This is a genomic window from Enhygromyxa salina, from assembly GCF_002994615.1.
Lineage (GTDB): Bacteria > Myxococcota_A > Polyangia > Nannocystales > Nannocystaceae > Plesiocystis > Plesiocystis salina_A.
In genome coordinates this window covers 16,094-42,045 of the sequence record NZ_PVNK01000180.1, presented here as the reverse complement: position 1 = coordinate 42,045, position 25,952 = coordinate 16,094, and the positions used below count along the sequence as shown (strand labels likewise).

19 protein-coding genes are annotated in these 25,952 nt (G+C 70.0%); 9 read left to right on the top strand and 10 right to left on the bottom strand.

Going from position 1 to position 25,952, the window contains the following annotated elements; genetic code table 11:
* Positions 1–66: 66 nt before the first annotated feature.
* From ENSA5_RS20980 to ENSA5_RS20970, 3 genes are read right to left on the bottom strand one after another with little or no spacing between them, the layout of a single operon-like run.
* Positions 67–3,540 (bottom strand): ATP-binding protein, encoded by a 3,474-nt coding sequence (locus ENSA5_RS20980; protein WP_106393459.1) that lies wholly within the window; start codon positions 3,538–3,540, stop codon positions 67–69.
* A 10-nt stretch (positions 3,541–3,550) separates the two neighbouring features.
* Positions 3,551–5,878, bottom strand: a complete 2,328-nt coding sequence (locus ENSA5_RS20975) for an SIR2 family protein (RefSeq protein WP_106393458.1) — start codon at positions 5,876–5,878, stop codon at positions 3,551–3,553.
* Entirely contained in the window at positions 5,875–6,630 is a 756-nt protein-coding gene (locus ENSA5_RS20970) for a hypothetical protein (protein ID WP_146155938.1), read from the bottom strand. The genes ENSA5_RS20975 and ENSA5_RS20970 overlap by 4 nt, the downstream gene beginning before the upstream one ends.
* A gap of 418 nt (positions 6,631–7,048) precedes the next feature.
* Here ENSA5_RS20970 and ENSA5_RS20965 point away from each other — a divergent pair, with 418 nt between their 5' ends.
* Complete coding sequence (locus ENSA5_RS20965; RefSeq protein WP_106393456.1) at positions 7,049–8,143, top strand: formylglycine-generating enzyme family protein; 1,095 nt, start codon at positions 7,049–7,051, stop codon at positions 8,141–8,143.
* 10 nt (positions 8,144–8,153) lie between these two features.
* Here ENSA5_RS20965 and ENSA5_RS20960 read toward each other — a convergent pair whose 3' ends face one another.
* Positions 8,154–8,987 (bottom strand): carboxypeptidase-like regulatory domain-containing protein, encoded by an 834-nt coding sequence (locus tag ENSA5_RS20960; RefSeq protein ID WP_181198003.1) that lies wholly within the window; start codon positions 8,985–8,987, stop codon positions 8,154–8,156.
* A gap of 87 nt (positions 8,988–9,074) precedes the next feature.
* Here ENSA5_RS20960 and ENSA5_RS20950 point away from each other — a divergent pair, with 87 nt between their 5' ends.
* Together ENSA5_RS20950 and ENSA5_RS20945 are read left to right on the top strand one after the other, a co-directional pair.
* Entirely contained in the window at positions 9,075–10,538 is a 1,464-nt protein-coding gene (locus ENSA5_RS20950; RefSeq protein ID WP_146155937.1) for a monooxygenase, read from the top strand.
* A 341-nt stretch (positions 10,539–10,879) separates the two neighbouring features.
* A complete protein-coding gene (locus ENSA5_RS20945) occupies positions 10,880–12,970 on the top strand; it encodes a hybrid sensor histidine kinase/response regulator (RefSeq protein WP_106393452.1) in 2,091 nt (696 codons plus the stop codon).
* Positions 12,971–13,253: 283 nt separating this feature from the next.
* Here ENSA5_RS20945 and ENSA5_RS20940 read toward each other — a convergent pair whose 3' ends face one another.
* On the bottom strand, positions 13,254–14,522 hold the full coding sequence (locus ENSA5_RS20940) for a DUF4215 domain-containing protein (protein WP_106393451.1): 1,269 nt from the start codon (positions 14,520–14,522) through the stop codon (positions 13,254–13,256).
* A gap of 186 nt (positions 14,523–14,708) precedes the next feature.
* On the opposite strand from ENSA5_RS20940, the gene ENSA5_RS20935 reads away from it, so the two are divergent.
* Positions 14,709–15,287, top strand: a complete 579-nt coding sequence (locus ENSA5_RS20935) for a transposase (RefSeq protein WP_258182946.1) — start codon at positions 14,709–14,711, stop codon at positions 15,285–15,287.
* A 288-nt stretch (positions 15,288–15,575) separates the two neighbouring features.
* Here the strand turns inward: ENSA5_RS20935 and ENSA5_RS36215 are convergent, their stop codons facing one another.
* Both ENSA5_RS36215 and ENSA5_RS36210 read right to left on the bottom strand, forming a co-directional pair.
* Entirely contained in the window at positions 15,576–15,959 is a 384-nt protein-coding gene (locus ENSA5_RS36215) for a hypothetical protein (RefSeq protein WP_146155936.1), read from the bottom strand.
* A 111-nt stretch (positions 15,960–16,070) separates the two neighbouring features.
* Complete coding sequence (locus ENSA5_RS36210; RefSeq protein WP_219906827.1) at positions 16,071–16,736, bottom strand: hypothetical protein; 666 nt, start codon at positions 16,734–16,736, stop codon at positions 16,071–16,073.
* A gap of 103 nt (positions 16,737–16,839) precedes the next feature.
* Between ENSA5_RS36210 and ENSA5_RS20930 the strand changes: the two genes are divergently transcribed.
* From ENSA5_RS20930 to ENSA5_RS20910, 5 genes are all read left to right on the top strand, one after another.
* A complete protein-coding gene (locus ENSA5_RS20930; protein WP_181198001.1) occupies positions 16,840–17,721 on the top strand; it encodes a transposase zinc-binding domain-containing protein in 882 nt (293 codons plus the stop codon).
* Positions 17,682–17,918, top strand: coding sequence for a transposase (locus ENSA5_RS39785; RefSeq protein ID WP_373422449.1), 237 nt, complete (start codon positions 17,682–17,684; stop codon positions 17,916–17,918). The genes ENSA5_RS20930 and ENSA5_RS39785 overlap by 40 nt, the downstream gene beginning before the upstream one ends.
* Positions 17,919–18,359: 441 nt before the next feature.
* Positions 18,360–20,576: a hypothetical protein gene (locus tag ENSA5_RS20920; RefSeq protein WP_146155934.1), complete on the top strand. Its 2,217-nt coding sequence runs from the start codon at positions 18,360–18,362 to the stop codon at positions 20,574–20,576.
* 23 nt (positions 20,577–20,599) lie between these two features.
* Positions 20,600–20,941 (top strand): hypothetical protein, encoded by a 342-nt coding sequence (locus ENSA5_RS20915; RefSeq protein ID WP_181197999.1) that lies wholly within the window; start codon positions 20,600–20,602, stop codon positions 20,939–20,941.
* Positions 20,931–21,449: a hypothetical protein gene (locus ENSA5_RS20910; RefSeq protein WP_106393445.1), complete on the top strand. Its 519-nt coding sequence runs from the start codon at positions 20,931–20,933 to the stop codon at positions 21,447–21,449. Before ENSA5_RS20915 ends, ENSA5_RS20910 begins: the two co-directional genes overlap by 11 nt.
* Here ENSA5_RS20910 and ENSA5_RS20905 read toward each other — a convergent pair whose 3' ends face one another.
* The 3 genes from ENSA5_RS20905 to rlmKL all read right to left on the bottom strand — a co-directional run bounded on the left by ENSA5_RS20905 (position 21,450) and on the right by rlmKL (position 25,935).
* Complete coding sequence (locus ENSA5_RS20905) at positions 21,450–21,737, bottom strand: hypothetical protein (protein ID WP_146155932.1); 288 nt, start codon at positions 21,735–21,737, stop codon at positions 21,450–21,452.
* Positions 21,738–21,865: 128 nt separating this feature from the next.
* Positions 21,866–23,170, bottom strand: coding sequence for a DUF4215 domain-containing protein (locus ENSA5_RS20900; RefSeq protein WP_106393443.1), 1,305 nt, complete (start codon positions 23,168–23,170; stop codon positions 21,866–21,868).
* A gap of 533 nt (positions 23,171–23,703) precedes the next feature.
* The gene (gene rlmKL / locus ENSA5_RS20895; RefSeq protein ID WP_219906826.1) at positions 23,704–25,935 is read right to left on the bottom strand and encodes a bifunctional 23S rRNA (guanine(2069)-N(7))-methyltransferase RlmK/23S rRNA (guanine(2445)-N(2))-methyltransferase RlmL; all 2,232 of its coding nucleotides are present in this window, start codon (positions 25,933–25,935) and stop codon (positions 23,704–23,706) included.
* Positions 25,936–25,952: the final 17 nt, after the last annotated feature.

The following is a 25,952-nucleotide window of genomic DNA, read 5'->3' as shown; positions in this document are numbered from 1 at the left end:
TGCGGATCGGTCACAGCCAGAACCCGACCGTGCCGAATCGTCACACCTGCAGTGACCGCGCTCGGTTCATGGCCGCAGGGCGACCAGCTGCGCGATGCGCTGGGGCGTCAGACCCAGCCGGCTGTCCTCGCCCTGACAGCTGATCTGCAGCTCTCGTCCGCGGACCGTGGGGCTCAGCCACGGCAAGAAGTAGACGGCGCACTCGACCTCGTCGTGAAAGCGGGCCAGATCACCCTCGCCGTGGAACAGCATCATCAGGGACCAGCGCCGCGGGAGCACGCGCATGAGCTTGGCGAGGCCACGCGCGAGGGTGGTGACCGTGAGCTCGTCCATGTTCTGGAGCGGATCGTCGAGCACCAGCAAGCCGATCGGGTTGTCGACCCGCGGCGCGCACAACAAGAACAAGGCCAGCGTGAACGCGTTGAGCTGCGCGGTGTTGAGGCGTAGATCCGCCCGCGCCCGCGCCCTGGGATCGGCGCCGCCGCGCAGTTCGCCGGTCTCGAACTGAAGCCGCGAGACGTCGCCAGCCTCCTGGTAGCGCAAGATGATGTCCTCGTAGGCCCAGCGCGCCGGGGTGAACAGGGCCATCAGCTCGTTGAGCGCGTCGACCAGGCTCAGCGCGCGCCGATCGTCGGCGGCGAGGCGCATGACGAAGCTGTCTTGAACCTCCGTGCCGACCTCGTGCGCCCGAGCGCTGACCTCGTAGGCCTGACGCAGACGCTCGACCAGCGCCGACAGCCCCAGCTCGGCCTCGGCTCGGCCCCCCGGAGCCGGAGCCGGAGCCGGAGCCGGAGCCGAAGCCGGAGCGGCTTGGGGCGGTGGAGCGTCGCTCAACGAGACCGTGCGCGACTGCATGACCGCGGCTCGGGGCTCGGGGGCCGGCGCGCCGCCCGGCGCGGGGGCGGAGGCCGGCGGGGCCGAAGCGAGCGGCGGCGCGGACGTCGGGCGCGCGGGCGCTCGCGGGCGCTCGCCCTCGACGCCCCGCGCGGCGGGCTCGCGCTCGCGCTCGACCGGGGATTTTCGCGGGTCCTCGACGGCGAGCGGGCCGTCGAAGTCGTCGAGCCCCTGCAGCGGGTCGAACAGCTCGTCGGCCGCATCCTCGCCGCCGCCCCAATTCTCGGCGATCGCCTCGGCCGCCTCTGCGAATTGCTCGATGTCGAGCTCGACTTGGACCTCTCGAGCGAGGCGCGGGTCGTGCTGCGAGCTTCGCCGCCCGACCGCTCGATGGAGGCTCGCGCCCCAGGTCTCGCGCAGCTCTCGGAGCGGCTCGAGCATGCTCGCGGCGGCGTCGTAGATCGGGGTGACCCAGGCCTGGGCGCCGATCAGGGCGGTCGCAAAGGAGTGGGTCTCGCCCCGCTCGATCGCGCCGTGGATGCGCTCGCCGAGGCCCTGGCCGCGCTCCTGGGGCGCCCACCAGGCGCCGAAGCGATCGAGCTCCTCGATCTCTTCGTCGTCGAGCCGCGCCCGCGCGGCGGTCAGCGGCTTGCCGTCGACGGGCGCGTCGTCGGACCGCCGCAGCGCGCGACCGAGCTGCTCGCGCCGCTTCGCCCACTGCGCCCGCGCGCGCTCGAGATCGTCGAGCACGATCGGCTCGACCTCGGCGAGGCCGCGCAAGAGCCCGACCGCGGCCCCGGCCTCGTCGAGGCGCCGAAGCTCCCAGCCCTCGGCTCGCGCCCCGCTGAGCACCGTCAGGATCCGGTGCTGCTGCTCGGCGATCTCGGCCAGCGCCGAGAGCTCGAGCCACTCGTCGAGCGCGGCGGCGTAGGCGGCCTCGCTGTCGAAGCCGGCCGCGTCGCCCTCGTTCCACCACCGCCCAACTCGATCGAGGGTGCGCAGGACCGACTCCACGGTTCCGACCCGCTCGGGCAGATCACTGGCGAGGCGCACGAACGCAGCCTCGAGCGCGTCCCACAGCGGCGCGTCGGCGGCGACGAAGCCGTCGCGCTCGAGCTGCTCCTCGAGCTGCGCGAGGGCCTCGAGCTGGCCCACGAGCGGCCGCAGCTGCGCGCGCGGGATCGGCAGCAGCGCGTCCACGAGCGCGGCGGGGACCCGGTTGTCGGCGAGGAGCGCGAGCTGCTCGACGACGACCTCGTGCAGATCCTGACGCTCGCGCTGGTGATGCTCGAGCCAGCGAATGACGCGGGCGGGCAGGCGCGCGAGCGCGGCCTCGGCCTCGGCCATCGCGTGCTGCCAGCGCTCGCGGACCTCGGCCTCGTCGGCGAAGAAGGCGGCGAGCAGCTCGGCCGCACGATCGACGTCGCTGGCCCGGGCGAGCCGGTCCATGACCGTCTGATCGAGGCGAAAGGACGACGCCCGGCTGCCCGACGCGAGCGGGCGCGCAGGCCGGTCGGCCCCGTGGAGCTCGAAGGACAGCGGCTCGCGCCCGAGCTCGGCGCTGTACAGCGCGACCCGGGCGGGCGTCGACGACCAGCGGTTGCGGACCACGTGCTCGTAGTCCTCGATCCCCGACAGGCGCTCGATCGTGCCCGTGACCATCAGCTCGAGGGCCTCGACCAGCGACGACTTGCCCGAGCCGTTGTGCCCGTGAAGCAGGTGGAGGCGCGCGCCCTCGTCGAGGGTCAGGGTCCTGCGTCCAGGCAGGCGATACTCGTCGAGCTCGATCGCCCCGAGCCGGCCGAAGCCATCCTCGGCCTCGCCTCGCAGGGCCAAGCGACGCTGCTCGAGGCCCTCGAACCACTGGCGCGTGTCGTGGAGCAGCCACGAGAAGGCCCGCCGGAGCCGGGCCGGATCGACCCCGCGCGGCTCCGCGGCCAGGACGTTGACCCCGATCGCGTGGAGGCAGTCGGTCTGCTGGGCCAGATCGCGCAGGGTCTCCCCGACCTCGTAGAGCAGATCGATCTGGCCGTCGCCGTCGTGATCGTGGGCCCGGTGAACCAAGACGAGCTCGACGCTGATGACCTGGCGATCGCACCCGGCGTCCTGTTCGCGCGCGGTCAACAGCAAGTGGCGCAGGTAGGTCGCGCGGTCGACGTAACGGCTGACCTGCGCGCGGACGGAGTCGGGCGCGAGCGCGTCGACGATCTGGACCATCGCCAGGGTCCCGAGGCCCGGGTCGTAGATCAGCAGGTCGACCTCGGGCTCGAAGTGACCGCAGACGCGCAGCTCGGGGTCGCGCAGGTAGACGGGCGTCGTGCTCGGCGGCCCCGGCTCGAGCCCGGGGCGCCAGGCGCCGTCGCGGGCCGGACCGAGGGACTCCGCGTCGACGAAGATCTCGACGGCCAGCTGCGCCTCGGCCCGCTCGCGCGCGCGCCAGCCCTCGACCTGGGTCACGACCTGCTCGGCCTCGCGCGCCCGCGCGCCCGCGCGCTCGAGCTCAGCGAGCAGCGCGCCGCCTTGGTTGCGGACCTCGGCGTGGGCGGCCGCGGTCGCGAGCACGTGGTCCCGGGCGGCCGCGAGGCTCGCGTCGGTCAGCAGCGCGCGAGCCTGGCCGAGCGCCGAGCGCAGCTTGAAGTGCTCGACCAGCGCGCGCTCGAGTTCGTCGAGCAGCGCTGGCTGATGGTTGTGCAACCCGTCGTCCATGGCCTGGTCCTCACGCGACCCGCAGCGGTCGTGACTGCCCGGACTCGGCCGGGTGCTCGATGCCCAAGAGCCGAGGCAGGGCCTCGATCATCGCCGCCGTCGGCTCGTCGGCGACGGCCCAGCACCACAGCAGGGCCGCGCCCGGGGTCCCGGCGAGCGGGCGCTGTTCGGCGGGCCACCACGGGATCGTCTGGGCCCGCAGCCGCCAGTGGTGAACGCGACCGACGAAGGCCCCGCGCACCCGCGGCCGACGCGAGCGACGATCGAAGCCGGCCAACACGATCGCGAGGGCGCGCGGGGTCGAGGGCTGGGCCTCGCTGCCGCGCGAGAAGCCGACCGCGGGCCGCAGCGACTGGCCCGGCGTCAGGCAGGGGCTCGACTGAGCCCAGCGCGGCAGCGCCCCGCGCCAGGCCGCGATCATCCGCCGCAGCGCGATCTCGACGACCACGCCCCAGCCGGTCCACTGGGGGTGCTCGGCCGGGGGGAAGAACCACCGCCCGCGATTGGCCCCGCGAGTCGAGGCCACCGCCCCACCCCGGCGCAGGACCGCCTCGCCGATCGCCAGCTCGCGCAGCAGCGCGGGGTGAAAGCGATCGGTCCACCCGACCACGCGATCGAACTCGTCCTCGCTCGGGGCCCGGGTCTCCCAGCCCCTGGCCTCCTCGGACTCGGCCGCGGTCAGCTCGTGGAGGCGCTCGAGCACCCGTTGGCGCTCGCGCTCGGGGCAGCCGCCGCCCAACAGATTGGTCACGACCCGGCGCAGATCGACGTCGACGCACTGCTCCTGGCGAATCCGCACGGTCCGATGCCACAGCCAGCGCATGGTCTGATCGAGGCCCGGAAAGCCCGCGGGCCCGTCGTCGGACTCGAAGTGAAACTGGAGGTAGTTGGGGTGGTAGGTCTGCGAGGGATGATCGATGCCCTCGGCCCGGCTGGCCGCGCGCAGGACCTCGAGCGCGTCGAACTCGAACCCGCCGGGGCCGCCGAGAAAGAAGGCCCGCGCGCGCTGGGCCCGGCGGTCGACCGTCGTCGAGTCGATCTGGGCTCCGGCGGCCTCGGCGGCCGCGCCCGCGCCCTCGGCCGCCCCCGAGCTCGATGACGCTCGGGCCGCGCGGGCCTCGTCCTTCTCGAGGTGGGGTTGGAACGCGCCCATCCGCTCGTTGACCGTCGCGATCTCTTCGAAGGCCGTGCGGAACGCGTCGTGGAGCACGCGATCGCGGGTGCTGTAGCCGCAAAACACGATCGAGCGCGTGCGCAGCAAATTGGCCAGGAGATCGCGCGACCACGCGTCCTGGCGCCAGTTTTGGATCTCGCGGAAGGTGAACACGATCGACGGCAGGTAGTTGGCGAAGGCCCGGCGCGCGCTCGCGAGCTCGACCTCGTCGCCCGAGCGCAGCGCGTCGATGACCCGGGCCCGGGTCCAGCGATAGCACTCGGCGCAGCCGTGGATCTTGGCGACCAGGGTCGAGCGGTGGGTGTGGCCGAAGCGAAAGAAGTCGACGGCCTCGCCGATCCGGGCGAAGTGCGACAGCTCGGTCAGCAGCGGCGGCTGCTCGGGCTCCTCGCCGGGCGTGTCGCACAGCCGACACGCGAAGCCCGAGAGGCGGTACGCGCCCTCCATCAACATGTCGTAGTTGGTGGTCAGCAGCGTCCGGCACAGGCCCTCGCGGGCCCAGCGGGCGATGATGTGATGGCGCGGGCGCAGGCGATCGCCGTAGCTGCGCTCGACCTCGAGCAGGCGCGGCGCGTGGGGCCGACCGGCCATGACCTCGGCGTCGGCGAACCCGAGGGTGTCGAGGAACAGGGCCTTGCCGCGCTCGCTCGGGCCCCACTCCTCGCCGAGCAGCAAGCGCGGCTCGATCTCCCGCAGCCGCTCGACCCGGCCCCAGATCGGGTTGCGCTCGAGCAGCGCGGTCTCACGGCGGTGGACCTCGGGCCAAAACTCGGCGCCGAGCCCCGCGTCGGTGCACGCGTCGAGCAAGGCCCCGAAGGCCTCGCACATCCACTCGTTGGGTCGGTAGTAGTCGGCCTCGAGGATCCTGGCGTGGGCCACCGTCGTCAGCGGATCGCGGCCCTCGACGCCGAGCCAGAAGGTCGAGCGCAGGACCTCGCGCAGGCGCCTCGCGGTCGCGACCAGCCCCGCGCTCGGGGCCGCGTCGAGCAGCGCGCTCGTCAGCGCGTCGAAGCGCGCGAGCAGGCGCAGGAGCAGGCGCCGCCCGGTCAGGCCCTCGCTGTCGAGCGAGAAGCCCGCGCCAACGAAGAACACGACCTGACCGTGGTAGATGCGCTCGGCCAGGTTCTCGAGCTTGGACAGATCGAAGCAGGTCGGGCGCGTCATTTCTTGCTCTTCTTGCCCGAGGACTTGGCCCTGGCGGCCTCCGGCGGCCGCTCGACTGGTTGCGACTCGAGCGGCGGCTTGGGCTGCCTGACGGTCGTCGGCCGAGCCGGGCGCGCGTGGTCGCCGAGCCGGGCGCCGAGCTGCTCGATCGCGGCGCGCTCACGCTCGCCCGTCCACTGGGCCCACAGCGGGTTCGGCCGCAGGCCTCGGTCACCGATGTGGGCGAGCTCGAGGTGCGAGGGGTCGAGGCGCTCGACGTCGCTCCAGTCGCCGAGCAGCGGCGGCAGCGAGTCGACGCTGCGGCGGTCGACGGCGCTGCGGACCAAGGTCGCGAGCACGTCGACCTCGCGGGGCCGCTCGAGTATCGCCTCGACGTAGGCCACGATGGCGTCGAGCTCGTCCTCGTCGGTGGCCAGGTAGGCCATCGCGTCGAGCAAGCGGCGGGGTACGGAGTCGAGCTTGGCGAGCTCGTCGACGACGACGAGGGTCCGCTCGCGGAGCCAGTCGATGCCGCGATCGAGCTCCCAGACCAGCGTCGAGGCCGAGCTCGAGTCCGACGCGCCCACGACCAGCGCGCCGAGGCGCTCGCGGTAGCGCCCGACGACCGCGCGCAGCTCGGACGCGCTCTCGACCACCGTGGCCACGACCTCGAATGACCCCCGGAGTCGCTCGGCGACGGCCTTTGCGACCCCATCCCCGGGCCTGCCGAGGACCAACACCAAAGGCGCCGCGCTGTCCGGATCCATGTGCACGTGTACAGGCGATGGTACCGAAGTCGACTCTGACCGGGAATCGGTTTTAGACACCGGGCTTGTTTAGACCCCCCCGCCCACCTTAGACCTTGCCACGCACTGCCGCTGCGCGGCAGGTCGCTCGTTCCTCGCTCGGTGGGCCCTGGTGTGCCGCGCAATCGGTTGCGTGGCCCCCTAGAAGGGGGCTGAGGTGTTTAGACCCCCCGGCCGCCTTGGACCTTGCCACCGCGACGGCTGATGTCTTTGGATCACTGCCTGACATGCACGCACACCGGAGTCGAGGTGAAACACGCGCGTGCTCGAAAATGGCCATAGCGCGCTGATTTATGGAGAATTTCGGCAATATCCAGGAGTCGCGGCCGCGAGTTCGACTCATACTGGTGCGGCCCACCAAGACCTGGGCCACTCGGAGTCCAACATGCGCTCACTTTGCTTCATCTCCCTCACCAGTCTTCTTCTCCTCCCTTGCGGCTGCGCCGACCGAGCCCTCGGTGTCTCGGGCAGCGGCGCCGATCTCGGGACCGATGGGACCGCGGACGAGACCGGCTTCGACGAGACGGCCTCGACCGTGAGCACCGGCGACGGAGATGGCGACCCGGGCGATGGCGACGGCGGCACGACGACGACCGACACGGGAGACGGCGACGGAGATGACGACGGCGACTCCGGGGACGGCGACGGAGATGACGACGGCGACACCGGGGACGGCGACGGCGACACAGGCGACGGCGACACCGGGGACGGCGACGGCGACACGGGCGATGGCGACGGCGACACCGGGGACGGTGACGGCGACACAGGCGACGGCGACGGCGACACCGGGGACGGCGACACCGGCGACGGCGACGGAGACGGCGACGACCTCCTCGACCTCGGCGACTTCTCGATCTCCGCGACCGAGATCTCCGTCGATCAGTACGCCCAATTCCTGTTCGACGACGTCGGCTTCGAGGGTCTCCCAGAGACCTGCTCGTGGAAGATCGACTACCTCCCCGACAGCTGGAACAGCCAGAGCAACGACGACCTCGACTTTCCAGTCGTCGGCGTGGACTGGTGCGACGCGTGGGCCTACTGCGAGTGGTCGGGAGCCCACCTGTGCGGCCTCGTCGGCGGGCAGCCGGCCGCGCTCAGTGACCTCAACGACGCGGTGAACAACGAGTGGTACCGGGCCTGCTCGGCCGACGGCGCCATGACCTACCCCTACGCCGACAGCTACGATCCGACGGCCTGCAACGGCGCGGAGCTCGGCGTCGACGAGCTGGCCCTCGTCGGCTCGCTCGACACCTGCGAGGGCGGGGCGCCCGGGCTCTTCGACATGAGCGGCAACGCGTGGGAGTGGACCAGCGCCTGCGCCGACTCGCCCGACACCGACGACAACACCGAGGAGTGTCGGCGCCGCGGGGGCTCGTACTTCTCGAGCGACAACATCCTGCGCTGCGCGGTCAGCTCGACGCGCCCGCGAGACTTCCGCAGCCTCAACACCAGCTTCCGCTGCTGCGGAAACCTCCCATGACCCCGGGCTGCTAGATCGCCTGGAGGCCGTGCGGGGGCGAGGGGTTGACGAGGACGTCGGCGTCACACTGGATGACGACGTCCTCGAACTCCACGCCCTCCTTGCTCGCGTGGATCGTGTAGACGCCCGGCGGGACGTTGGTATAGAGGATTCCGCCGTCCTCGGAGGTCTCGACCAGGTCGGGCTGGGGGATCACGTTGGCGTTGAAGTACACGGGTCCGTGCTCGGGCGGCAGCGGCGGGTCGATCGTGACCGTGGCCCCGGCCTCTCCGTGGGCGCCCGCGTCGTAGAGTGACTTGCCGACCCGCGTGACCGTGCTCGCGATCTGGCAGGTCGCGGGGTCGGGCTCGATCCCGGCCACCAGGGCCAGCGCGTCGAAGGTCGCGTCGTCGGGGACCTGGAAGGTCACCCGCTCGACGACCCCGCTGTCGGGCAGGGTGAAGGTCTTGGTGTAGATCACCGGGAACCCGTCTTTGTCCATCACGAAGGTCGCGGCGGACCCGGGCGCCAGGCCCTCGAACACGAAGTGCCCGTCCGCGTCGGTCGTGGCGATCTGCTCGGGGTGCTCGAGGATCGTGACGGTCGCGTCGGCGATCATCGTCCCGGGGCCAAACGCGAACGCGTCGCCGCTGACTTCGATGAGCTCCCCCTCACCGTCACCGTCACCGTCACCCGGGTCACCGTCGCCGTCGCCGTCTCCGGTGTCGCCGTCTCCCGTGTCGCCGTCTCCGGTGTCGCCGTCTCCCGCTTCGCCGGTCTCGTCGGCGAGCTCCTCACCACCACCGTCACCGCACCCGGTCATCAGCCACAGGGCACACACACTCGCAAGCCGTCGTTGGTTCACGTTGCAAACTACCACGTCGATCTCGGCTCCAACAGCCGCTCGGGTCCCGACTTGCGGAGCGCCCGAGTTTGCGTGTCCAATCAGCTCATGACCATGGCCTGCCTTCGTAGCTGCGCGCTCCTCTCGACCTGCGTCATCGGGCTCACCCTGTCCGCGTGCGCGAGTGACTCGCCGTCCGACGGCGAGACCGAGGCCGACACCGGTGACGATCAGGCCGAGGCCGAGGCCGAGGGCGACGGCGACGGTGATCCCGGCGACGGCGACGGAGACGAGAGCGCCCTGCGGCCCAACTGGCACGAGGACATCGCGCCGCTGGTCTACACAAACTGCGTCGGCTGCCACGCCGAGGGCGGCATCGCTCCGTTCGCGCTCGAGACCTACGAGCAAGCGTCGGTCTGGGGCGCGCTCGCCAGCGACGCCGTCAACGAGGGCGTGATGCCGCCGTGGGGCGCGATCGAGACCGAGGAGTGCCAGCCCGAGCACGACTGGACCAACGATCTGCGCCTCGCCGAGGCCGACAGGCAGCTGCTCGCCGACTGGGTCGCGGCCGGGACCCCCGAGGGGGATCCGGCCGACGCCGTCGCGCTCCCGAGCCCGCCCGAGCTCGCGCTTCAAGATCCGAGCGCGAGCTTCCAAAACCCGAGCCCCTTCGTCGTCGGCGGGACCGAAGACAGCTTCATCTGCTACTCGATCGACCCGCAGCTGGCCACCGACGTCTGGGTCACGGGCGTGCAGATGATCCCCGACAACGAGCAGGTCGTGCACCACGTGCTGATCTACGCCGACCCCGACGCCAACTCGGCCGAGGTCGCCGGGCCCGACGGCAGCTACCCCTGCTTCGGCACCGCCGGGGTCAACAACGCCAGCCTGATCGGCACCTGGGTGCCCGGCTCGGTCCCGACCGAGATGCCCGAGGACGTCGGCGTGCCGATGCGCGCGGGCTCGCGCGTGATCTTGGCCTACCACTACCACCCGACCGGAGCCGGCGACGAGGTCGATCAGAGCTCCGTGGCCCTGCGCTGGGTCGAGGACAAGCCGGCCTACGAGGCGACCATCGATCTGCTCGGCAACTTCGTGAGCGCCCCGGGCCTCGAGCCCGGCCCCAACGACCCCGACGACACGCCGCTGTTCATGATCCCGCCCGACGTCGCCGATCACACCGAGACCATGTCGGTCACGATCCCCGACGGCGTCCCGCCGATCGACATCGTCACGCTCGGGACCCACATGCACTACATCGGCGTCGACATGAAGGTCTGGATCGAGCGCGAGGGCGAGGAGATCTGCCTGATCCAGACCCCGCGCTGGGACTTCAATTGGCAGCGGACCTACAACCCCGACGCGGAGCTCGGCGCCTACCCCAAGGTTCAAGGCGGCGACGTGGTCAAGCTGCGCTGCACCTACGACAACACCCTCGCCAACCCCTTCTTGGTCCAGGCCCTCGACGAGCAGGGGCTCAGCGAGCCGACCACGGTGTTCATGGGTGAGGCCAGCCTCGACGAGATGTGCCTGCTGATCTTCGGGCTCGCGACGCCCTTCCCCCTGCCCTGATCCGGGGCGCGGCGCTCGCAGCCCGGGGTGCTAGCAGCCCGGGCTGCTAGAGGCGGCGCGCTGCCAGGGTCGGCGTCCGCGGCGGACGAGCCCGCATTGGATGAGCGGTGCGGGGCGCGGCGCGGCCTCGCGTGGGAGCTGTAGACCCCCCGAGCCGTCAGCGACTCTGCCCCCCACGGCCGCTCGCTCGCACCCTCGCTCCCTGTCTACGGCGGGCTGCGAGGAGCTTCGCAACCCCTTGCGTGGCCGACGACGCCGCCACCGCCGCCGGCCTTCGTCCAACTCGAGCGTGCACATCCCTCACATCGGCCCACGCTACGAAATAGAGGCCCCCCCCGGACATGGCCGGAGCGCAGCACAATGACGAGACCCTGGTCCGGCAATGGGAAGGTCGGCGCCGCTTGCAGCGCCAAGCCCTCGAGAAGCTGGCCCTTCGCCAGGCGAGCGGGCCCGAAGAGATCGAGACCGTCCTGCGCGAGGTCACCGCCTCGTCGGCCGCCGCGCTCGGCGTCGAGCGGGTCAGCGTGTGGTCCTACACCCCTGCCCGCGACGGCATCACTTGCCTCGACCTCTACGAGCTGTCCCGCGACCACCACAGCGAGGGCGCGAGCCTGCTCGAGCGCGACTTCCCCGGCTACTTTCGGGCGATGGCGAGCGAGCGGGCCATCGTCGCAAGCGACGCCCGCACCGACCCGGCGACCCGCGAGTTCAGCCCGTCCTACCTGGTCCCCCACGGCATCTCCTCGATGCTCGACGCGCCGATCCGGGTTGGCGGGGAGCTGTTTGGCGTGGTCTGTCACGAGCACGTCGGGCCGGCCCGGGTCTGGACCCCCGACGAGGTCGACTTCACGGGGTCGGTCGCCGACCTCACGGCCCTGGCGATCTCCACCAGCCGCCTCCGCCAGAGCGAGGAGCTCCTCCAGCTGGCCCTCGACGCCGGGGACATCGGGACCTTCGTCTGGTCCCCGCGGACCGAGCAGCTGGTCTGGGACGAGCGCACCCACCAGCTCTTCGACTGGCCCCCCGAGCGGTTTCGAGGCACCTTCGCCGACCTCAGCGATCGCGTTCACCCCGACGACCGCGCCCTCTTGAAGGCTGCGTTCGAGAGGAGCATGTCGACCGGCGGCGAGTTCCGGGCCCTGTACCGGGCCCGGCGCCGGGACGGGAGCGAGCGCATCATCGAGTCCCGGGGCCGCACCTACCTAGCGACCGACGGGTCCCCCGATCACCTCAGCGGGGTCTGCTTCGACATCTCCGAGCGCTACCACGCCGAGCAGCGGGCCTACGAGCACCAGAAGCTCGAGAGCCTGGGCTTGCTCGCCGGCGGCATCGCCCACGACTTCAACAACCTCCTCGTCGGCGTGCTCGGCAACGCGAGCCTGCTGCTGATGGACACGCAGCTGCGACCCGAGACCTCCAGCGTGCTGCTGGAGATTCAGGCCGCGGGCGAGCGGGCGGCCAACCTGTGCGGGCAGCTCCTCGCCTACGCAGGCCGCGGCTCCTTCGCTATCCGGCCGGTCGACCTCAGCGCGCTCGTCACCGAGGCCTCGGAGCTCCACCGCGCGGCCCTCGGCAAGGGCGTGCGGGTCCGGGCGAAGCTCGAGCCCTCGTTGCCGGCCGTCGACGCCGACATCACCCAGCTTCGCCAGGTCCTGATGAACCTGGCGATCAACGCGTCCGAGGCGATCGGAGCTGGCGAGGGTACGATCACGATCACCACGAAGGCGACGCAGCTGGATACCGACACGCTCTCGACCTGGCCAGAGTCCGGGAGCCTCGCGCCCGGCCCCTACGTCCTGCTCTCGGTCGCGGACGACGGTCCGGGCATCGACCCCGCGCTCGAGTCCCGAATCTTCGATCCCTTCTTCAGCACCAAGGGGCCCGGGCGCGGGCTCGGGCTCGCGGCGATCCAGGGCATCGTCCGGCGCCACCACGGGGCCCTGCGCCTGGCGAGCAGCGAGGGCGCGGGCGCGCGCTTCGACCTCCTGCTGCCCGCGAGCGACGAGCCGGCCCCGCGCCAACCGGGGCCCTGCGCGGCCCCGGCCACCCGGGGCGTGGGCACGGCGCTGGTGATCGACGACGAGCCCCTCGTGCAGCGCCTCGCCCGGGCCGTGTTGGAGCGGGCGGGCTACCGGGTCGTCCTCGCCGACAACGGCGACGAGGCGCTCGCGCGCTACACCGAGTCGCCCGAGGCCTTCGCGGTCGCCGTCGTCGACCTGACCATGCCCGGCGTCCGCGGGATCGACGTCGCCATCCACCTCCGAACGATGCGCCCCGAGCTGCCGATCGTCATCTGCAGCGGCTACAGCGAGGACCAGCTCGGCGAGGACCCGGTCGAGCTCCGAGGCGCGGCCTTCGTCCACAAGCCCTACCGCGCGGCCGACCTCCTCGCCAGCGTCCGCGAGGTGATCGCGGCGAGTCAGGGGTGCTGACTCCAAGCGGCCGGCAACGGGGCCTTCGGCCTCAACCAGGGGCCGCCAGGAGCACCCCGCCGAGCTCACCGTGATTGCGGGTATCGGACCGGCGACGGGGGATTGTCCCCGTGCCGCCGCGGGTATCGAGGGGTCGTTTGCGAGCCAAGATCGCGCCGCCGCGGGTATCGAGGGGTTCTCGGCGAGCCAAAGTCACGCCGCCGCGAGTGTTGCGACTCGCGGGCGCTCATGCTCGCCGACACCGACGGCCTGACTCAGCACGAGGCCAGGACAGGCTCCCGCTTCAAAGCTGCGTGCCGCACAGCCATTGCTCAACCCGGTCCGCGTAGTCCGTGGTCCGCAGCAGCCAGGCCCGGCCATCGGGCGTCGTCGTCGCCGCGGTGTAGCGGTCGCTAACGTCGGGTATGACCTCACCGATCTCCCGCCAAAGCACGCTGCCGTCAGCAGCGTCGACCCGCGTGCCCAGGCGGGCGACGCCATCGGAGCCGAGCCGGACCATACCCAGCAACAAGACCTCATCGCTCGCGGCCACGCCGGAATACCGGCCGGATCGAGCGCCCGCCTCGATCGCGGTCGAGTCGGGCGTCTCCTGCGTCCACAGGACTTCGCCCTCGCGGACCGCGACCGCCCACGCCTGGACAGAGAGTACGCTGTGAGGTGGGTACCGCAGCCCCGCGACGATCCACGTGCCGTCCTTGGTCACGGCCAGATCGTATCCTTGCAGCGTGAGCTCGTCGCCGCCGGACAGCAGCGTGCGGCGCAACTCGCTGCCTTGCTCGTCGTACTCGATGAGCAGCGTGGCCTCGGTGTCGAGTGGTACGAAATCGCCGTCGGTGTTGTCGACCGTCCCGACGGTGGCCAGCGCACCAAGGGAGTCCTCGTGGCGCTCGAGCGCGCGGAACACGTCCCAGAGGCCGGCGTGGTCCTCGGCCATGAGCGTCTCCAGCGCTCCGTCGACGCTCACCCGGCCCAGCCAAAGGTCCTCTCCACCGCCGCCGGCGAGCAGCAGCCCGGCCTCGGTGTCGATCATGTCGATGGCGAAACCATCGGCCCCAGTGAGCGGGACCGACTCGGTCAAAGCCCCCGCAGCGTCGATCGTGAGGAGCTCGTCGTCGACACCAAAAGGTGTGTTGGCGTAGACGATGAAGCCATCTTCACTCTCGATGAACGGACCTGCGAAATCACCTTCGAGGTCGAGCGTCCACAGCTCGGAGCCTCCGCTGTCGAAGGCGCCGAGCCACCCATGCGAACCCGTGCCCGTAGTCGTGATCTCGCCGCCAATCAAGATGCGCCCATCGGCGGTCGCGAGCATTCCGCCGACCCCGAGCTCGGGAGCCTCGACGATCTTCACGCAAGCCGGCGTCACATGCTCGTGTTCACAAGCCGCGCTGCAGCCGTCGCCGTCTTGGGTGTTCGCGTCGTCGCACGCCTCCAGCCCCTCCACGACCCCATCTCCACAAGCTGCTGAGGTCAGCGACACCGACGATGAACCGTCGCAAGTCGTCACGACCGCCAACGCCATGATGGCCATGAGCGAGGCCTTCAACGTCATGGCTCCACGCTAGCTCGACTCACGCCCCTCGCTGCCGCAACAACTGCACCGAAGCGTCCCCCCAGCGCGAAGCAACTCCAGTCGCGCCGAGGCCGTCGCGGCGCCGCCTCCACGCCCGCCCGCCTCGCCGCGCCGCGCCTCGCCTCGACGCGCCGCGCCCTGAGCTCCTGCGAGCGCCACCAGTTCGTGAGGGCCCGTGACCGCGGACGCCTGGGGCGGTTGTCCCGTTACGTGGCCCGACCCCCGATCGCTCGAGAGCGCCTCGAACTGACCCCGGCCGGGCGGGTGCTGGTTCGCTTCAAGCGCGCGTGGCGGAGTGGAGCGCATGCAGTTGTCCTCGACCCGCTGGACTTCATCGCGCGACGGGTCGCACTGATCCCGCCGCCGCACTTCAATATGGTTCGCTACCACGGCGTGCTCGCGGCTCGGGCGAAGGCTCGCGCCGAGGTGGTTGCTGGCCCCAGTGAGGAGCCCGAGCCCGCGCAGCTGCGTCTGGTGTTCGATGCCAAAGCCGAGCCGGGGGTTGCCGTCGAGGTCGAGATAAAGCGAAGCTCGCGGCACCCTTGGGCGTGGTTGCTGCGGCGGGTGTTCGCGGTCGACGTGCTCACCTGCGAGCGATGCGAGGGCCGGATGCGCCTGGTCGAGCTCGCCAACGAGCCCGAGGAGATCAGTCGGGTGCTCGCCAAGGTTGGGCTCGGACCTCGACCGCCGCCGCGAAGGCGGCCGGCCTTGCCCGGTCAGCTCGAACTGAAATTTGTCGCCTGATCCACGCGAGCCGAACGGCCCCGCGCAGGGGAGTTGTGGTTGAGCTTGGCAAAGCGAGCCCCCCGACGGGAAATTTCATCCTCGCTGGGACCCCCTTGGCCACGCACCGTTCAGCTTGTTGGCGCTGGATACTGGCGCTGGACGCGCAGAACGTACAGGAGCAAGCCCCGCGTCGCGGCTCAGCGAGTTCGTTACCCGTTGATGTGGCCTAGCAGCCCCGGGTCGACGACCCAGACTTCTATGAGTCCAAGCGCGGGTACGAGTCGGGGGTGCTGGCGCGCCGCAATTTCACTTGGCCAGACGAGCGTGTACGGACGGACGACGAGAGACATGCATACGTGCCGTATCTGCCTCCTCAACAGCAGCCGCTGCGGCATCCGGCATCCGCATGCCTTCACATCGACACCGAAAATACTTGCTTGCGCACACAAGCGTCCATAGCTCATCCAACTGCTGGTCTGCTGATGCAGGCGAGATATCGCCCCTCCGGGCAGCGACGGAGCTCTGCTTTTCGACTTGCTGTGTGGCACCGTCAGCTTCTTTGACAGCAACATCCGCGGCAACATCGGGTGGAGCAGGATACTCCTCGTCGTTGCGAGCATCCTGCCACCGGTTGGCACAAATATGCACCCACAGGTGGTCGAGTTGCTGTTCTGTTCGCTCTGGAGTCATCGGCACAGTCTACACCGATCTTCGCCGGCCCGTCGAACATCTCTCAGCCCTGCGCGATACGCGACGCTCTGCGCAACGCGGAGGGGCCGGCGAGAACTCTCCTCGACTTATTCAGTCGCGCTTGAAGCCGGCGATCTCAAGTAGCTCCGAGACTGGTTCTCCCACCGGGAGCTCTTGGCGATCACCGTGCAGATCGATTGTCATGGAACTGTCTAGCGTCATATCTTCGCCCGTAACTCGAACAAACTTGAGATCATCTTCTTCGCCATGATCGATCATTGTCAACGCTGCCCCCGACTTCGTCAAGGCAGTCGCGTGTGTAGGTAACCGCATCGCATACTTGAGGTTGCAAAATCCAAATTCCACCAGGCACGGAGCATCGGCTCGGCCTGTGGTCCGAACTACGAGAGAGACCTCCGGGGTTCGTGGACCTGGCCAGAAGCCTTCAGCGTAGGTGGGGTTCCACGCCACGTCACCTCGGAGCCAGTCGAACAACCAAGAGACCTCCTGCCGTTGTTCGGGCTCCAATACAAACAGTGCCATTCGTGCGAGGGCCTTCGCCACAGCCATGGGACGAAAACGTTGGCCAGCGACCCTCAGCCGCATGCCATCGGGCAAAGATTCAGCAAAAATGGAGTCATCGTCTTCATTGGTAACGATTGCCGTCTCAAGGGCACGGCTAACGATCGCCGAACTCCCCCTGGGATTATGCTTGACGTGGCCTTTGCGTGATCGCCAGAAAACCAGCGCACGGACAGGAGCGAGTGCGTCGACCAAATGGTTCTCGAACTGCTCACCCGCACGATGGTTGCACTCGTCACACTCCTGAGCCGAGTACAGGCTTCGATTGCCAAACGCGGCCGGGACTACATGTGCATCCTTGCGAATCGTCGTCGACGAGTTCGACGCCTACCTGCGCTGCGGCCTGCTCGAGCACGACCTCGCTCACTTTTCTTGTCGGCGCTGTGGGCACTCGCGGGTCGTGGCGTTCTCTTGCAAGCGCCGCGGATTTTGCCCCTCCTGCCTCGGCCGGCGCATGTCCGACGTCGCCGCGCACCTCGTCGACGAGCTTTTGCCGGAGGTCCCTGCGCGGCAATGGGTGTGCTCGCTCCCGTGGCGCCTGCGCTACGCGATGGGCTACGACAAGAGGCTGTGCTCGGACGTGCTTGCGGCGTTCATCGGCGCCGTGCGTCGTTCGCTTCGGTGGCGGGCCAAGCGGGAACTGGGCCTGCGCTCGGTCGAGGACGCGCAGGTCGGCGGGCTGACCTTCATCCAGCGCGCGGACTCCTCGCTGCGCCTGAACGTGCACTTCCACTGCCTTGTCCTCGACGGGGTGTACGTCCGCGAGGCCGAGGGCGGGCTTCGCTTCCACGAGCTCCGCAAGCCGAACGCCGAGGAGCTCGTCGAAGTCGCGCGCTGGACGTACGAGGCCCTCGCTCGAGTGATGGCCCGCCACGGCCGCTCGCTCGAGGGCTGTGATACCGGCGAGGACGAGCTCAGCCTCGAGCAGCCCGCGCTCGCGTCGTGCTACAGCGCGTCGCTGAGCGACCGGCAGCTCCTCGGCGCCGCGCCAGGTGAGCGGACGCGCAAGCTCGTGCATCCGGTGCGTGAGCTGAGCTCAGCGGACGAGGGCCTTGCGGAGGTGGGCGGGGTCAACGTCCACGTCGGCGCCGAACAATCGGGGCCCGTGACCGCGGACGCCTGGAGCGGTTGTCCCGTTACGTGGCCCGACCCCCGATCGCTCGAGAGCGCCTCGAACTGACCCCGGCCGGGCGGGTGCTGGTTCGCTTCAAGCGCGCGTGGCGGAGTGGAGCGCATGCAGTTGTCCTCGACCCGCTGGACTTCATCGCGCGACGGGTCGCACTGATCCCGCCGCCGCACTTCAATATGGTTCGCTACCACGGCGTGCTCGCGGCTCGGGCGAAGGCTCGCGCCGAGGTGGTTGCTGGCCCCCAGTGAGGAGCCCGAGCCCGCGCAGCTGCGTCTGGTGTTCGATGCCATAGCCGAGCCGGGTTGGCCTTTTCGCCGAGGGCTTTGTCGCCAAAACTTGCAGTACGCCCGGCACAGCGGCGTTTTGGCTTCGCGCCCTCGGCGAAAATTCCGGCGCGAGGCGACACGATGCATTGCACCCCGGGCTGCTAGGCGCCTTGCGGCCGTGCGAGGCAAAGTGCAGGGCGGCCAGGGGGGTCATAGATAGTTACTTGCTAGGGATTGCCCGGGGACAGATTTCGGCCGGAGACTGCTGGGGGTGCTCCGTGCACGCAGGGGCCCTCGCTCCTCGGGTTTTCGGCCCTGTGGGCTCCCGGTGAGCCGGCTGCGGCGTCGGCCGCTCGCAGCACATAGACCTGACGAATATTCTGCGGTCCACCCCGCGGTCATTTTTTTGGTACCTTCGCCACAATGGCTGACAGAGTCCCAGGGTGGCCCGCGCTGGCTTTGCTGTGCGCATATCCAAACCTGGGTTGCGGCGATAATTCAGCCAGCGACGGCTCCACCAGCCAAGGCACCGCCGAGACTGGCGCCGAGGAAGGCGGGGCCGACAGCGCAGGCGATCCCGGCCCCGACGGACCCGGTTGCGACGAAGCATGGGAAGGCTGGTGGAACGATGCCTCGGACGACGCCAAGCCATTCTCCGAGGCCTTCTCCACCCCGGAGGCGACACCCCAGCGCGGCCGCTGGCACGCCCACAAAGCGATCAACACCCCAACCTCCGGCCCAGCTTCCCCCGCTACGGACGACGACAGCCTCCGGGCGACGCTCATCTCCGAGGCCGCCGTGCTGTCGACCGGCCGCAACCTGGCCGTATCCTGGTGCCTGGGGAACATCTTCCCGACCGGCGCGCTCGACGAGGAACACGACGCAACCAATCTCGAGCGCTACCTGCTGTTCCGTGAAGAACTCGAACGGGCGCTCCGGGTTTGGGAGCGCCACAGCCGGATGAACTTTGTCCACCTCGCCCCGCTCGACGATCGCCTGAGCCCGAGCGGAGGGATGTGCGACACCGCGCTGGAACATGTGTGGTTCCGGGCCCAGACTGGCGGCTGCAACCCCACCTACCAGGGCCTGACCAACGCCGGCGGCGAGACCGAGTTCGATCCCGACGCCGGCTCATCCCAAAATCCTGAAGGCTACGATCGCGTGCTGTGCATCGCCTGGCAATTCCTCGCAGCCGCAAAGGCTCGGATCCCCTACTACGCCGGACACGAGAGCGGCCACATCCTCGGCCTGGACCACGAGCACCTCCGCTGGAGCCAAGGCGAAGAACCCCATCCCAACTGTGGGGCCAACGATCCCTTCGACCCGGTATCCCCCGAGCGGATCCTGACGGCACCGGACCCCTGGTCGGTGATGGGCTACGACGAGTGCGTGGGGTCCGAGGACTCCGACGGCATCAGCCCGCGCGACATGTTGGGCGCGTATTACACGTTCAACTGGGCCGAGCGCAGAGTCCGGGACATGGCACCGCAGACCGGCGGCCGCGATCGGCGTCTGTGGGCAGGCGACGATCGTCCTGGCGTGCTCTGGTACCTGCCCTTCCCCGACCGACTGCTCGAGTGGCGCTTCGACGCACAGCAGCCTGGCTCGCTCGCGTTCGAGTCCGTCGAGCGCTGCCTGGGTGGTGCCCCTCCGTGCGCGCTCAGTGACTCCGGCGGGCACTGGCATCCCGTCGTGGGCCAGTTCGCGGGCGGGTCGGACGCGCTCGACGTGTTCATGTACAGCCCCGACGGGGCGGCCGACGTCCTGTTGCGCAACCGCAGCCACGAGGGGACCCAGGGCTTCGAGCGCGTCGAGGCCCCGGCCCCCGAGCGCGCGATTCCGGTTGCTGGGAACTTCGCCTACGAGGGGACACGGGACCAGCTGCTCTGGTATCGGCCGGGGCCCGCGGGCGAACAGCTGTGGGCCTTCGACGAGAGCGGCGGGCATCAGACGCTAGACGCGGATGTCGACCAGGACGAATTCCGCATACCGATCACGGGTCACTTCCGCAGCCGCACACACGCCACAGACATCATCTGGTTCGAGCCGAGGAGCGCGACGACCGACACCTGGATCTTCAACCCAGAGCTCTCGGTCCTGAAGTCCGGGCCCAGCTCCGTGGAGTTGCTGGGCGTCATCGAAGGCACCGAGTACCTGCCGATCGTGGGCAACTTCGACGGGGACAACCGCACGGATCTGTTCTGGTATGCGCCCGGTTCTTCGGCCGACTGGCTGTGGCTCTCGGACAGCAATCAAGTCGTGATCAACTTCGACAGCTACGAGTTCGCTGTCGACGGGGAGTACCATCCAGTCGTGGGCGACTTCGACGGCGACGCCGACGACGACATCCTCTGGTACCGGCCTGCGGCCGAGCTGGCCGGTGGGTCGAGCTGGCTGTGGTACTTCGATGGGCCCAGCGTCGAGGCGCATCCCTTCGAGGTCGTCGGCGACTATGTGCCCTACGCGGAGGATCTCGACGGCGACGGCTGCACGGATATCCTCTGGTATGACCCGGTCGCTCCGGGCAACCCGAGTCCCGTGTGGCGGTGCGTGCCAGAAGACCGGACATTCTCCTGCGGCGAGCAGCTCCCCACTCCGAAGGGCGCCTACCCGATCGGAGTCAGCGCGGGGGGCTACTGATGCGGCGGATGATGGCGTTGCTCGTGTCGTCCGTACTCCTGGCGAGCTGCGGCGCTCGCCAAGCCAACGACGGGGACGACATCGCAGACGGGATGCCCGAGTGGTCGCCCTGCGCGATGAAGGACGAGGTCCAGACCTGCGCCGAGCTCTGCGCGACGCAAGGCATGCAGTGCGTCGCAAACGGCTGCCCCGCCGAGCCGGAGTTTTGCGATCCCGAGCCCTGCGACATGGCGACCCAGGTCCTCGCCCTCGACGCGGAGGCGGTCTGCGCCGACCCTTCGAGCGGGGCCTTTGTCGCTACCACATGCGAGGCCCCGATCGATTGGCTATTCTCCAACACCGTGAGGTGCTGCTGTGCCGAGTAACATCGAGACCCTCCTGGCGATCACCCTCATGATCGCCGCCTGCCCCGCCCCACCGGACGAAGACCCCACCCCGCAGCGCCCCGATCCGATCGGCGACGAGCTCCTGCGCATCGAGGGGACCTGGGCTTCGCCCGCCTGCGCTCGCTCGCATCTGTACCGTGATGGCCGCGAGGTCCAATACCAGTGCCTGGACGTTGACGGCGTGTTCTCGTGGGAGAACCGTGGCACGCTCACGCCCGAGTCCGCCGCCGCCCTCGACACCGAGCTCGCAACCGCGGACCTCGACGACACCGTGCCGGTCAACTACATGGGCCTGTGTGAGGCTGCGGACGCCTCCGGAACCGTGACCATGTGGGTCGGCGAGGACAGCGTCAGCTTCGCGCCCTTTTGCCTATTCGAGGGTATCGTGTCCGTGTTCGAGGAGATCTGGGCGATCGAGACCGACCTCGCCGGCTGCCAGGAGCCCTTCAGCAAGCTCGAGTCGGTCGAGCCAGGGTGCCGAGCATGATCAGGGCACGATCGAGTAGGCGATCCCGAACACCCCGAGGCACATCTCGTCGAGGGTCTCCTCGCCGAGGTAGACGTCGACGGGCGCGTCGAGGCCCTGCTCGGCGAGGGCCGCGGCGACGCCCTCGCTCCCGAGCGCGACGGCGGGGCTGCCCGCGGTGACGCCGAGCGGGCCCGGATCCACGGGCGAGGGCGGCTCGAGGACGCCGCCGTCATCGGCGAGAGTCGCAAACAGCACCCGGCGACTCGGGTCCACCGTGACCAGCGGCTTGAAGACGGGAACCCGCAACGACGGAAAGTAGGCCGCGATCCTCGTCGCAGACTGCGACGACACACAGTACGCCTGGGCTGGCGTTGACGCGAGGGTCGCCAGCGCCACGGCAAGCGCGAGTGGCGAGCCCACGGCGAGCGCTCGCATCAGCGCTGCGTACTGCATAGCCATTGCTCGACCCAATTCGTGTGGGAGGTCGTACCCAACAGCCAGGTCGTCCCGTCGGCCGTGGTGCTGGCGGACACATACCTGTCGAGCGCGCCGCCGATCACCTCGCCTGTATCCTGCCACAAGACGCTGCCGTCGGCGGCGTCGATCCCCACGCCCAGGCGGACGACGTCATGGTCGTCGAAACCCAGCGCGGCCCCGCCGAGCAGCTGGACCTGCTCCGTCACAGCCACGGCGTCATAGGCTGCGAACTCGAAGCCCTCCGCCAGCGGCGTCGAGTCGGGCGCCTCGTGCATCCACAGCACCTCGCCGTCCCGAACCGCCGCCGCCCATCCCCAGGTGCCGGGGAGCGCAAAGGTCGGCGAGTAGCGCATCCCGGCGATGATCCAGGTGCCATCGTCGGTCACGGCCAGATCGGAGCCCACCAGCGACACCTCGTCGCTCTCGGACAGCAGCGTGCGGCGCAGCTCGGCGCCGTGTTGATCGTATTCGACGAGCAGCGTGGCCTCGGTGCTCGGCACGATGACGTCGCCGTCGGACTCGTCGACGGTCCCGACGAGCGCGAGCGCCCCGATCGCGTCGTCGCTGCGCTCGAGGTCGATGAAGATGTCGTACAGCCCCGCGTAGTCCTCGGTCATGACCGTCGCCAGCTCTCCGCTCGTGCTCAGGCGGCCAAGCCAGAGATCTTCGTCGACCCCACCCGCACCGCCCAGCAGCAGGCCGGCCTCGGTCTCGAGTATCGCGCGAGGGAAGCCCTCCGCCCCCGTCAGCGAGACCGAGCCGCTGACCGTTCCCGCCGCGTCGAAGCTGAGGATCGCGTCGTCGATGTCGAACATGAGCAGCGGCGCGTGGACGACAGCGCGGAAACCGTCGCCCGTCTCGATGATCGAGCCACCGAAGTACCCTTCGCCGAGGTCGAGCGTCCACAGCTCCTTACCCTCGGTGTCGAACGCTCCGATCCAGCCATGATGGGTATACGGGATCGAGCTCGACAACCTCTTGTCGCCGCCAACCAAGATCAGCCCATCATCGGTCGCGAGCATTCCGCCTTGGCGCAGCTCGGGAGCCTCGACGATCTTCACGCAAGCCGGCGTCACATGCTCGTGTTCACAAGCCGCGCTGCAGCCGTCGCCGTCTTGGGTGTTCGCGTCGTCGCACGCCTCCAGCCCCTCCACGACCCCATCTCCACAAGCCGCTGAGGTCAGCGACACCGACGATGAACCGTCGCAAGTCGTCACGACCGCCAATCCCATGATGGCCATGAGCGAGGCCTTCAACGTCATGGCTCCACGCTAGCTCGATTCACGCCCCTCGCTGCCGCAACAACTGCACCGAAGCGTCCCCCCAGCGCGAAGCAACTCCAGTCGCGCCGAGGCCGTCGCGGCGCCGCCTCCACGCCCGCCCGCCTCGCCGCGCCGCGCCGCGCCCTGAGCTCCTGCGAGCGCGCCACCAGTTCGTGACGGCTCGCCCAGGCCTAAATCAAGCGCTGAATCCAAGAAGCTGAATGATTTAGGCCTACGAGCCGAAAGGCGAGCGTTTGGGGTGAGCGGAGGGGGCTTCGCCGCCGCAGCGAGGGGCCTTTTTGAAAGGCCCCTTGAAGACCAGTACTCGCCGAAAGGCGAGCGTTTGGGGTGAGCGGAGGGGGCTTCGCCGCCGCAGCGAGGGGCCTTTTTGAAAGGCCCCTTGAAGAAGACGAGTACGAGCCGCGAGGCGAGCGTTTGGGGTGAGCGGAGGGGGCTTCGCCGCCGCAGCGAGGGGCCTTTTCGAAAGGCCCCTTAAGGACGAGTACGCCTGAGTCGAGCGCGCAGCGCTCGATTCAGGCCTGGACGTCGCGCGCGATGACCCAGCAGCGGTGGACCGTCTTGGCCCGGGCGAAGTCCGGCGGGACCGTGTCGCGGAGCTCCTCGACGCGCAGCCCGGTCAGGCCGCCCTCGTCGAGCTCGAACTTGCGCAGGTTGGTCGAGAACCACAGCTGCCCCCGAGGCCGCAGCAAGCGAACACAGCGGCGAATGATCTCCACGTGGTCGCGCTGGACGTCGAGGGTGCCCGACATGCGCTTGGAGTTGGAGAAGCTCGGCGGGTCGCAGAGGATCAGATCCCAGCGCCGCGCGCCCTGCTCGCGGACCCACTCGAGCACGTCGGCGCGGACGAGCTCGTGGGCGGGCCGCCCTCGCCGCCCGCCGCTGCCGCCCTCCTTGTCTTCGGGCCCGACGCACGCGAAGCCGTTGAGCGCGAAGTTGCGAGCACCCCACTCGAGGTAGGTCCGCGAGAGGTCGACGCTGGTCGTGGCCGTCGCCCGCCCGAGCGCCGCGTGGACGCTGGCGGTGGCGGTGTAACAAAAGAGGTTGAGCACCTGCTTGCCAGCCGCGGCCTCGCGCAGCCTCGCGCGGACCGGGCGGTGATCGAGGAACAGCCCGGTGTCGAGGTAATCGTCGAGGTTGACCCACAAGCGCGCGGGCCCCTCGGCGACGACGAACTCGCGGCCGCTGTCGTCGAGCTTTTGATACTGCTTGCGACCCTTTTGCCGCTCGCGCCGCTTGAGGTGGACGCGCTCGCGCGGGAGCCCGAGATCCTCGCGGATGACCGCGAGCGCCTCGCCGCGGCGGTGGCGGGCCGCGGCCTCGTCGACGGTCGCCGGCGGCGCGTACTCCTGGACGTGGGCGTGGGTCAGGCCGCGCTCGGCGTCCGCGTAGAGGTCGACGGCGAAGTTGTACTCGGGGATGTCCGCGGCGTAGATCCGGTAGCAGCTCACGCCCTCGCGCCGCACCCACTTGCGCAGCTTCTTTTGATTCTTGGCCAGGCGGTTGGCGAAGGAGCGCATGCCCTCGCTGCGCTCGCGGGGGGCTCGCTCGACCGCCGCGCCCTCGCCCGCCTCGGGCCCCGCCGGGGCCGGGATCTCGAGGCGCAGGATCTGGCACTCGATCGGCCCGTCGTGAAGCACGTTGCGCCGCCGGGCGCGGATCCCCAGCGAGCGGCCGAGGCTGGGATCCCCGGTCAGGACCGCGGCGTCCCACTCGGCGAAGCGCTCGCGCATCAGCCGGCCGAGCGCGGCGTAGAGCGACTCGAGCTCGCGCCGGTTGCCGAGGCGCTCGCCCCAGGGCGGGTTGCTGACGACCAGCCCCGCGGGCGGCGTGGCCGGGGTCGCGCAGGCCTCGACCTCGGCGAGGGGGCGCTTCTCGACATGGATCACGCCGCGGAGCCCGGCGGCGTCGATGCACGCGAGCGCGGCCCGGACCGCGTCGGGCTCGGCGTCGTAGCCGATCAGCCGCGGGAGCGCCCCGGCGAGCCCGGCCTCGCGCCGGGCCTTGGCCTCCTCGACCAGGCCCCGCCACAGCTCGGGCTCGTGACCCGCCCAGCCCTCGAGCCCCCAGCGCCTGCGCAGCAAGCCGGGCGCGACGTCGGCGGCCATCCACGCGGCCTCGATCAAAAGCGTCGCCGACCCACACATGGGGTCGACGAACGCCGGGCGATCGCGCCAGCTGGCCCGCAGCAGCACCGCGGCCGCGAGGTTCTCGCGCAGGGGCGCGGCCACCGACGCGACCCGATAGCCGCGACGGTGCAGACCCTCGCCGGCCAGATCGACGCTGAGCGTGCCCAGCTGTCCGCGCAGATGGAGGCGCAGGCGCAGGTCGGGGCGGTCGAGTTCGACGTCGGGCCGGCTGCCCCAGCGCTCGCGCAGCGCGTCGACGAGGCCGTCCTTGACCCGCAAGGCCGCGAAGTGGGTGTTGTCGATGCCGCTGTCCGGGTCGGCGCGTCCAGCCGCCGAGATCGCAAAGGTCCGGCCCGGCCCGAGATGGTCGGTCCAGCGGATCGCTCGCGCGGCGGTGTAGAGCGCGTCGCCGTCGGTCGCCGGGAGCTCGGCGATGCGCAGGAGCACGCGACCGGCGAGCCGCGACCACAGGCACGCGCGGTAGCCGAGCTCGAGCGAGCCTGTGAAGGCGACACCGCCAGCGCGCTGACGCGGCGCGGAGACGCCGAGGCTCTCGAGCTCGGCGGCGAGAAGATCCTCGGCCCCGTGCGGGACCGTTGCGAAGAATTCGTGAGTCATGGCCAAACGTGCGAACG

Coding starts and splice junctions, on each gene's coding strand:
- ENSA5_RS20980 (WP_106393459.1), bottom strand. CDS start 3,540: ATGGACGACGGGTTGCACAACCATCAGCCAGCGCTGCTCGACGAACTC.
- ENSA5_RS20975 (WP_106393458.1), bottom strand. CDS start 5,878: ATGACGCGCCCGACCTGCTTCGATCTGTCCAAGCTCGAGAACCTGGCC.
- ENSA5_RS20965 (WP_106393456.1), top strand. CDS start 7,049: ATGCGCTCACTTTGCTTCATCTCCCTCACCAGTCTTCTTCTCCTCCCT.
- ENSA5_RS20950 (WP_146155937.1), top strand. CDS start 9,075: ATGACCATGGCCTGCCTTCGTAGCTGCGCGCTCCTCTCGACCTGCGTC.
- ENSA5_RS20945 (WP_106393452.1), top strand. CDS start 10,880: ATGGCCGGAGCGCAGCACAATGACGAGACCCTGGTCCGGCAATGGGAA.
- ENSA5_RS20940 (WP_106393451.1), bottom strand. CDS start 14,522: ATGACGTTGAAGGCCTCGCTCATGGCCATCATGGCGTTGGCGGTCGTG.
- ENSA5_RS36215 (WP_146155936.1), bottom strand. CDS start 15,959: ATGACTCCAGAGCGAACAGAACAGCAACTCGACCACCTGTGGGTGCAT.
- ENSA5_RS20920 (WP_146155934.1), top strand. CDS start 18,360: ATGGCTGACAGAGTCCCAGGGTGGCCCGCGCTGGCTTTGCTGTGCGCA.
- ENSA5_RS20900 (WP_106393443.1), bottom strand. CDS start 23,170: ATGACGTTGAAGGCCTCGCTCATGGCCATCATGGGATTGGCGGTCGTG.
- rlmKL (WP_219906826.1), bottom strand. CDS start 25,935: ATGACTCACGAATTCTTCGCAACGGTCCCGCACGGGGCCGAGGATCTT.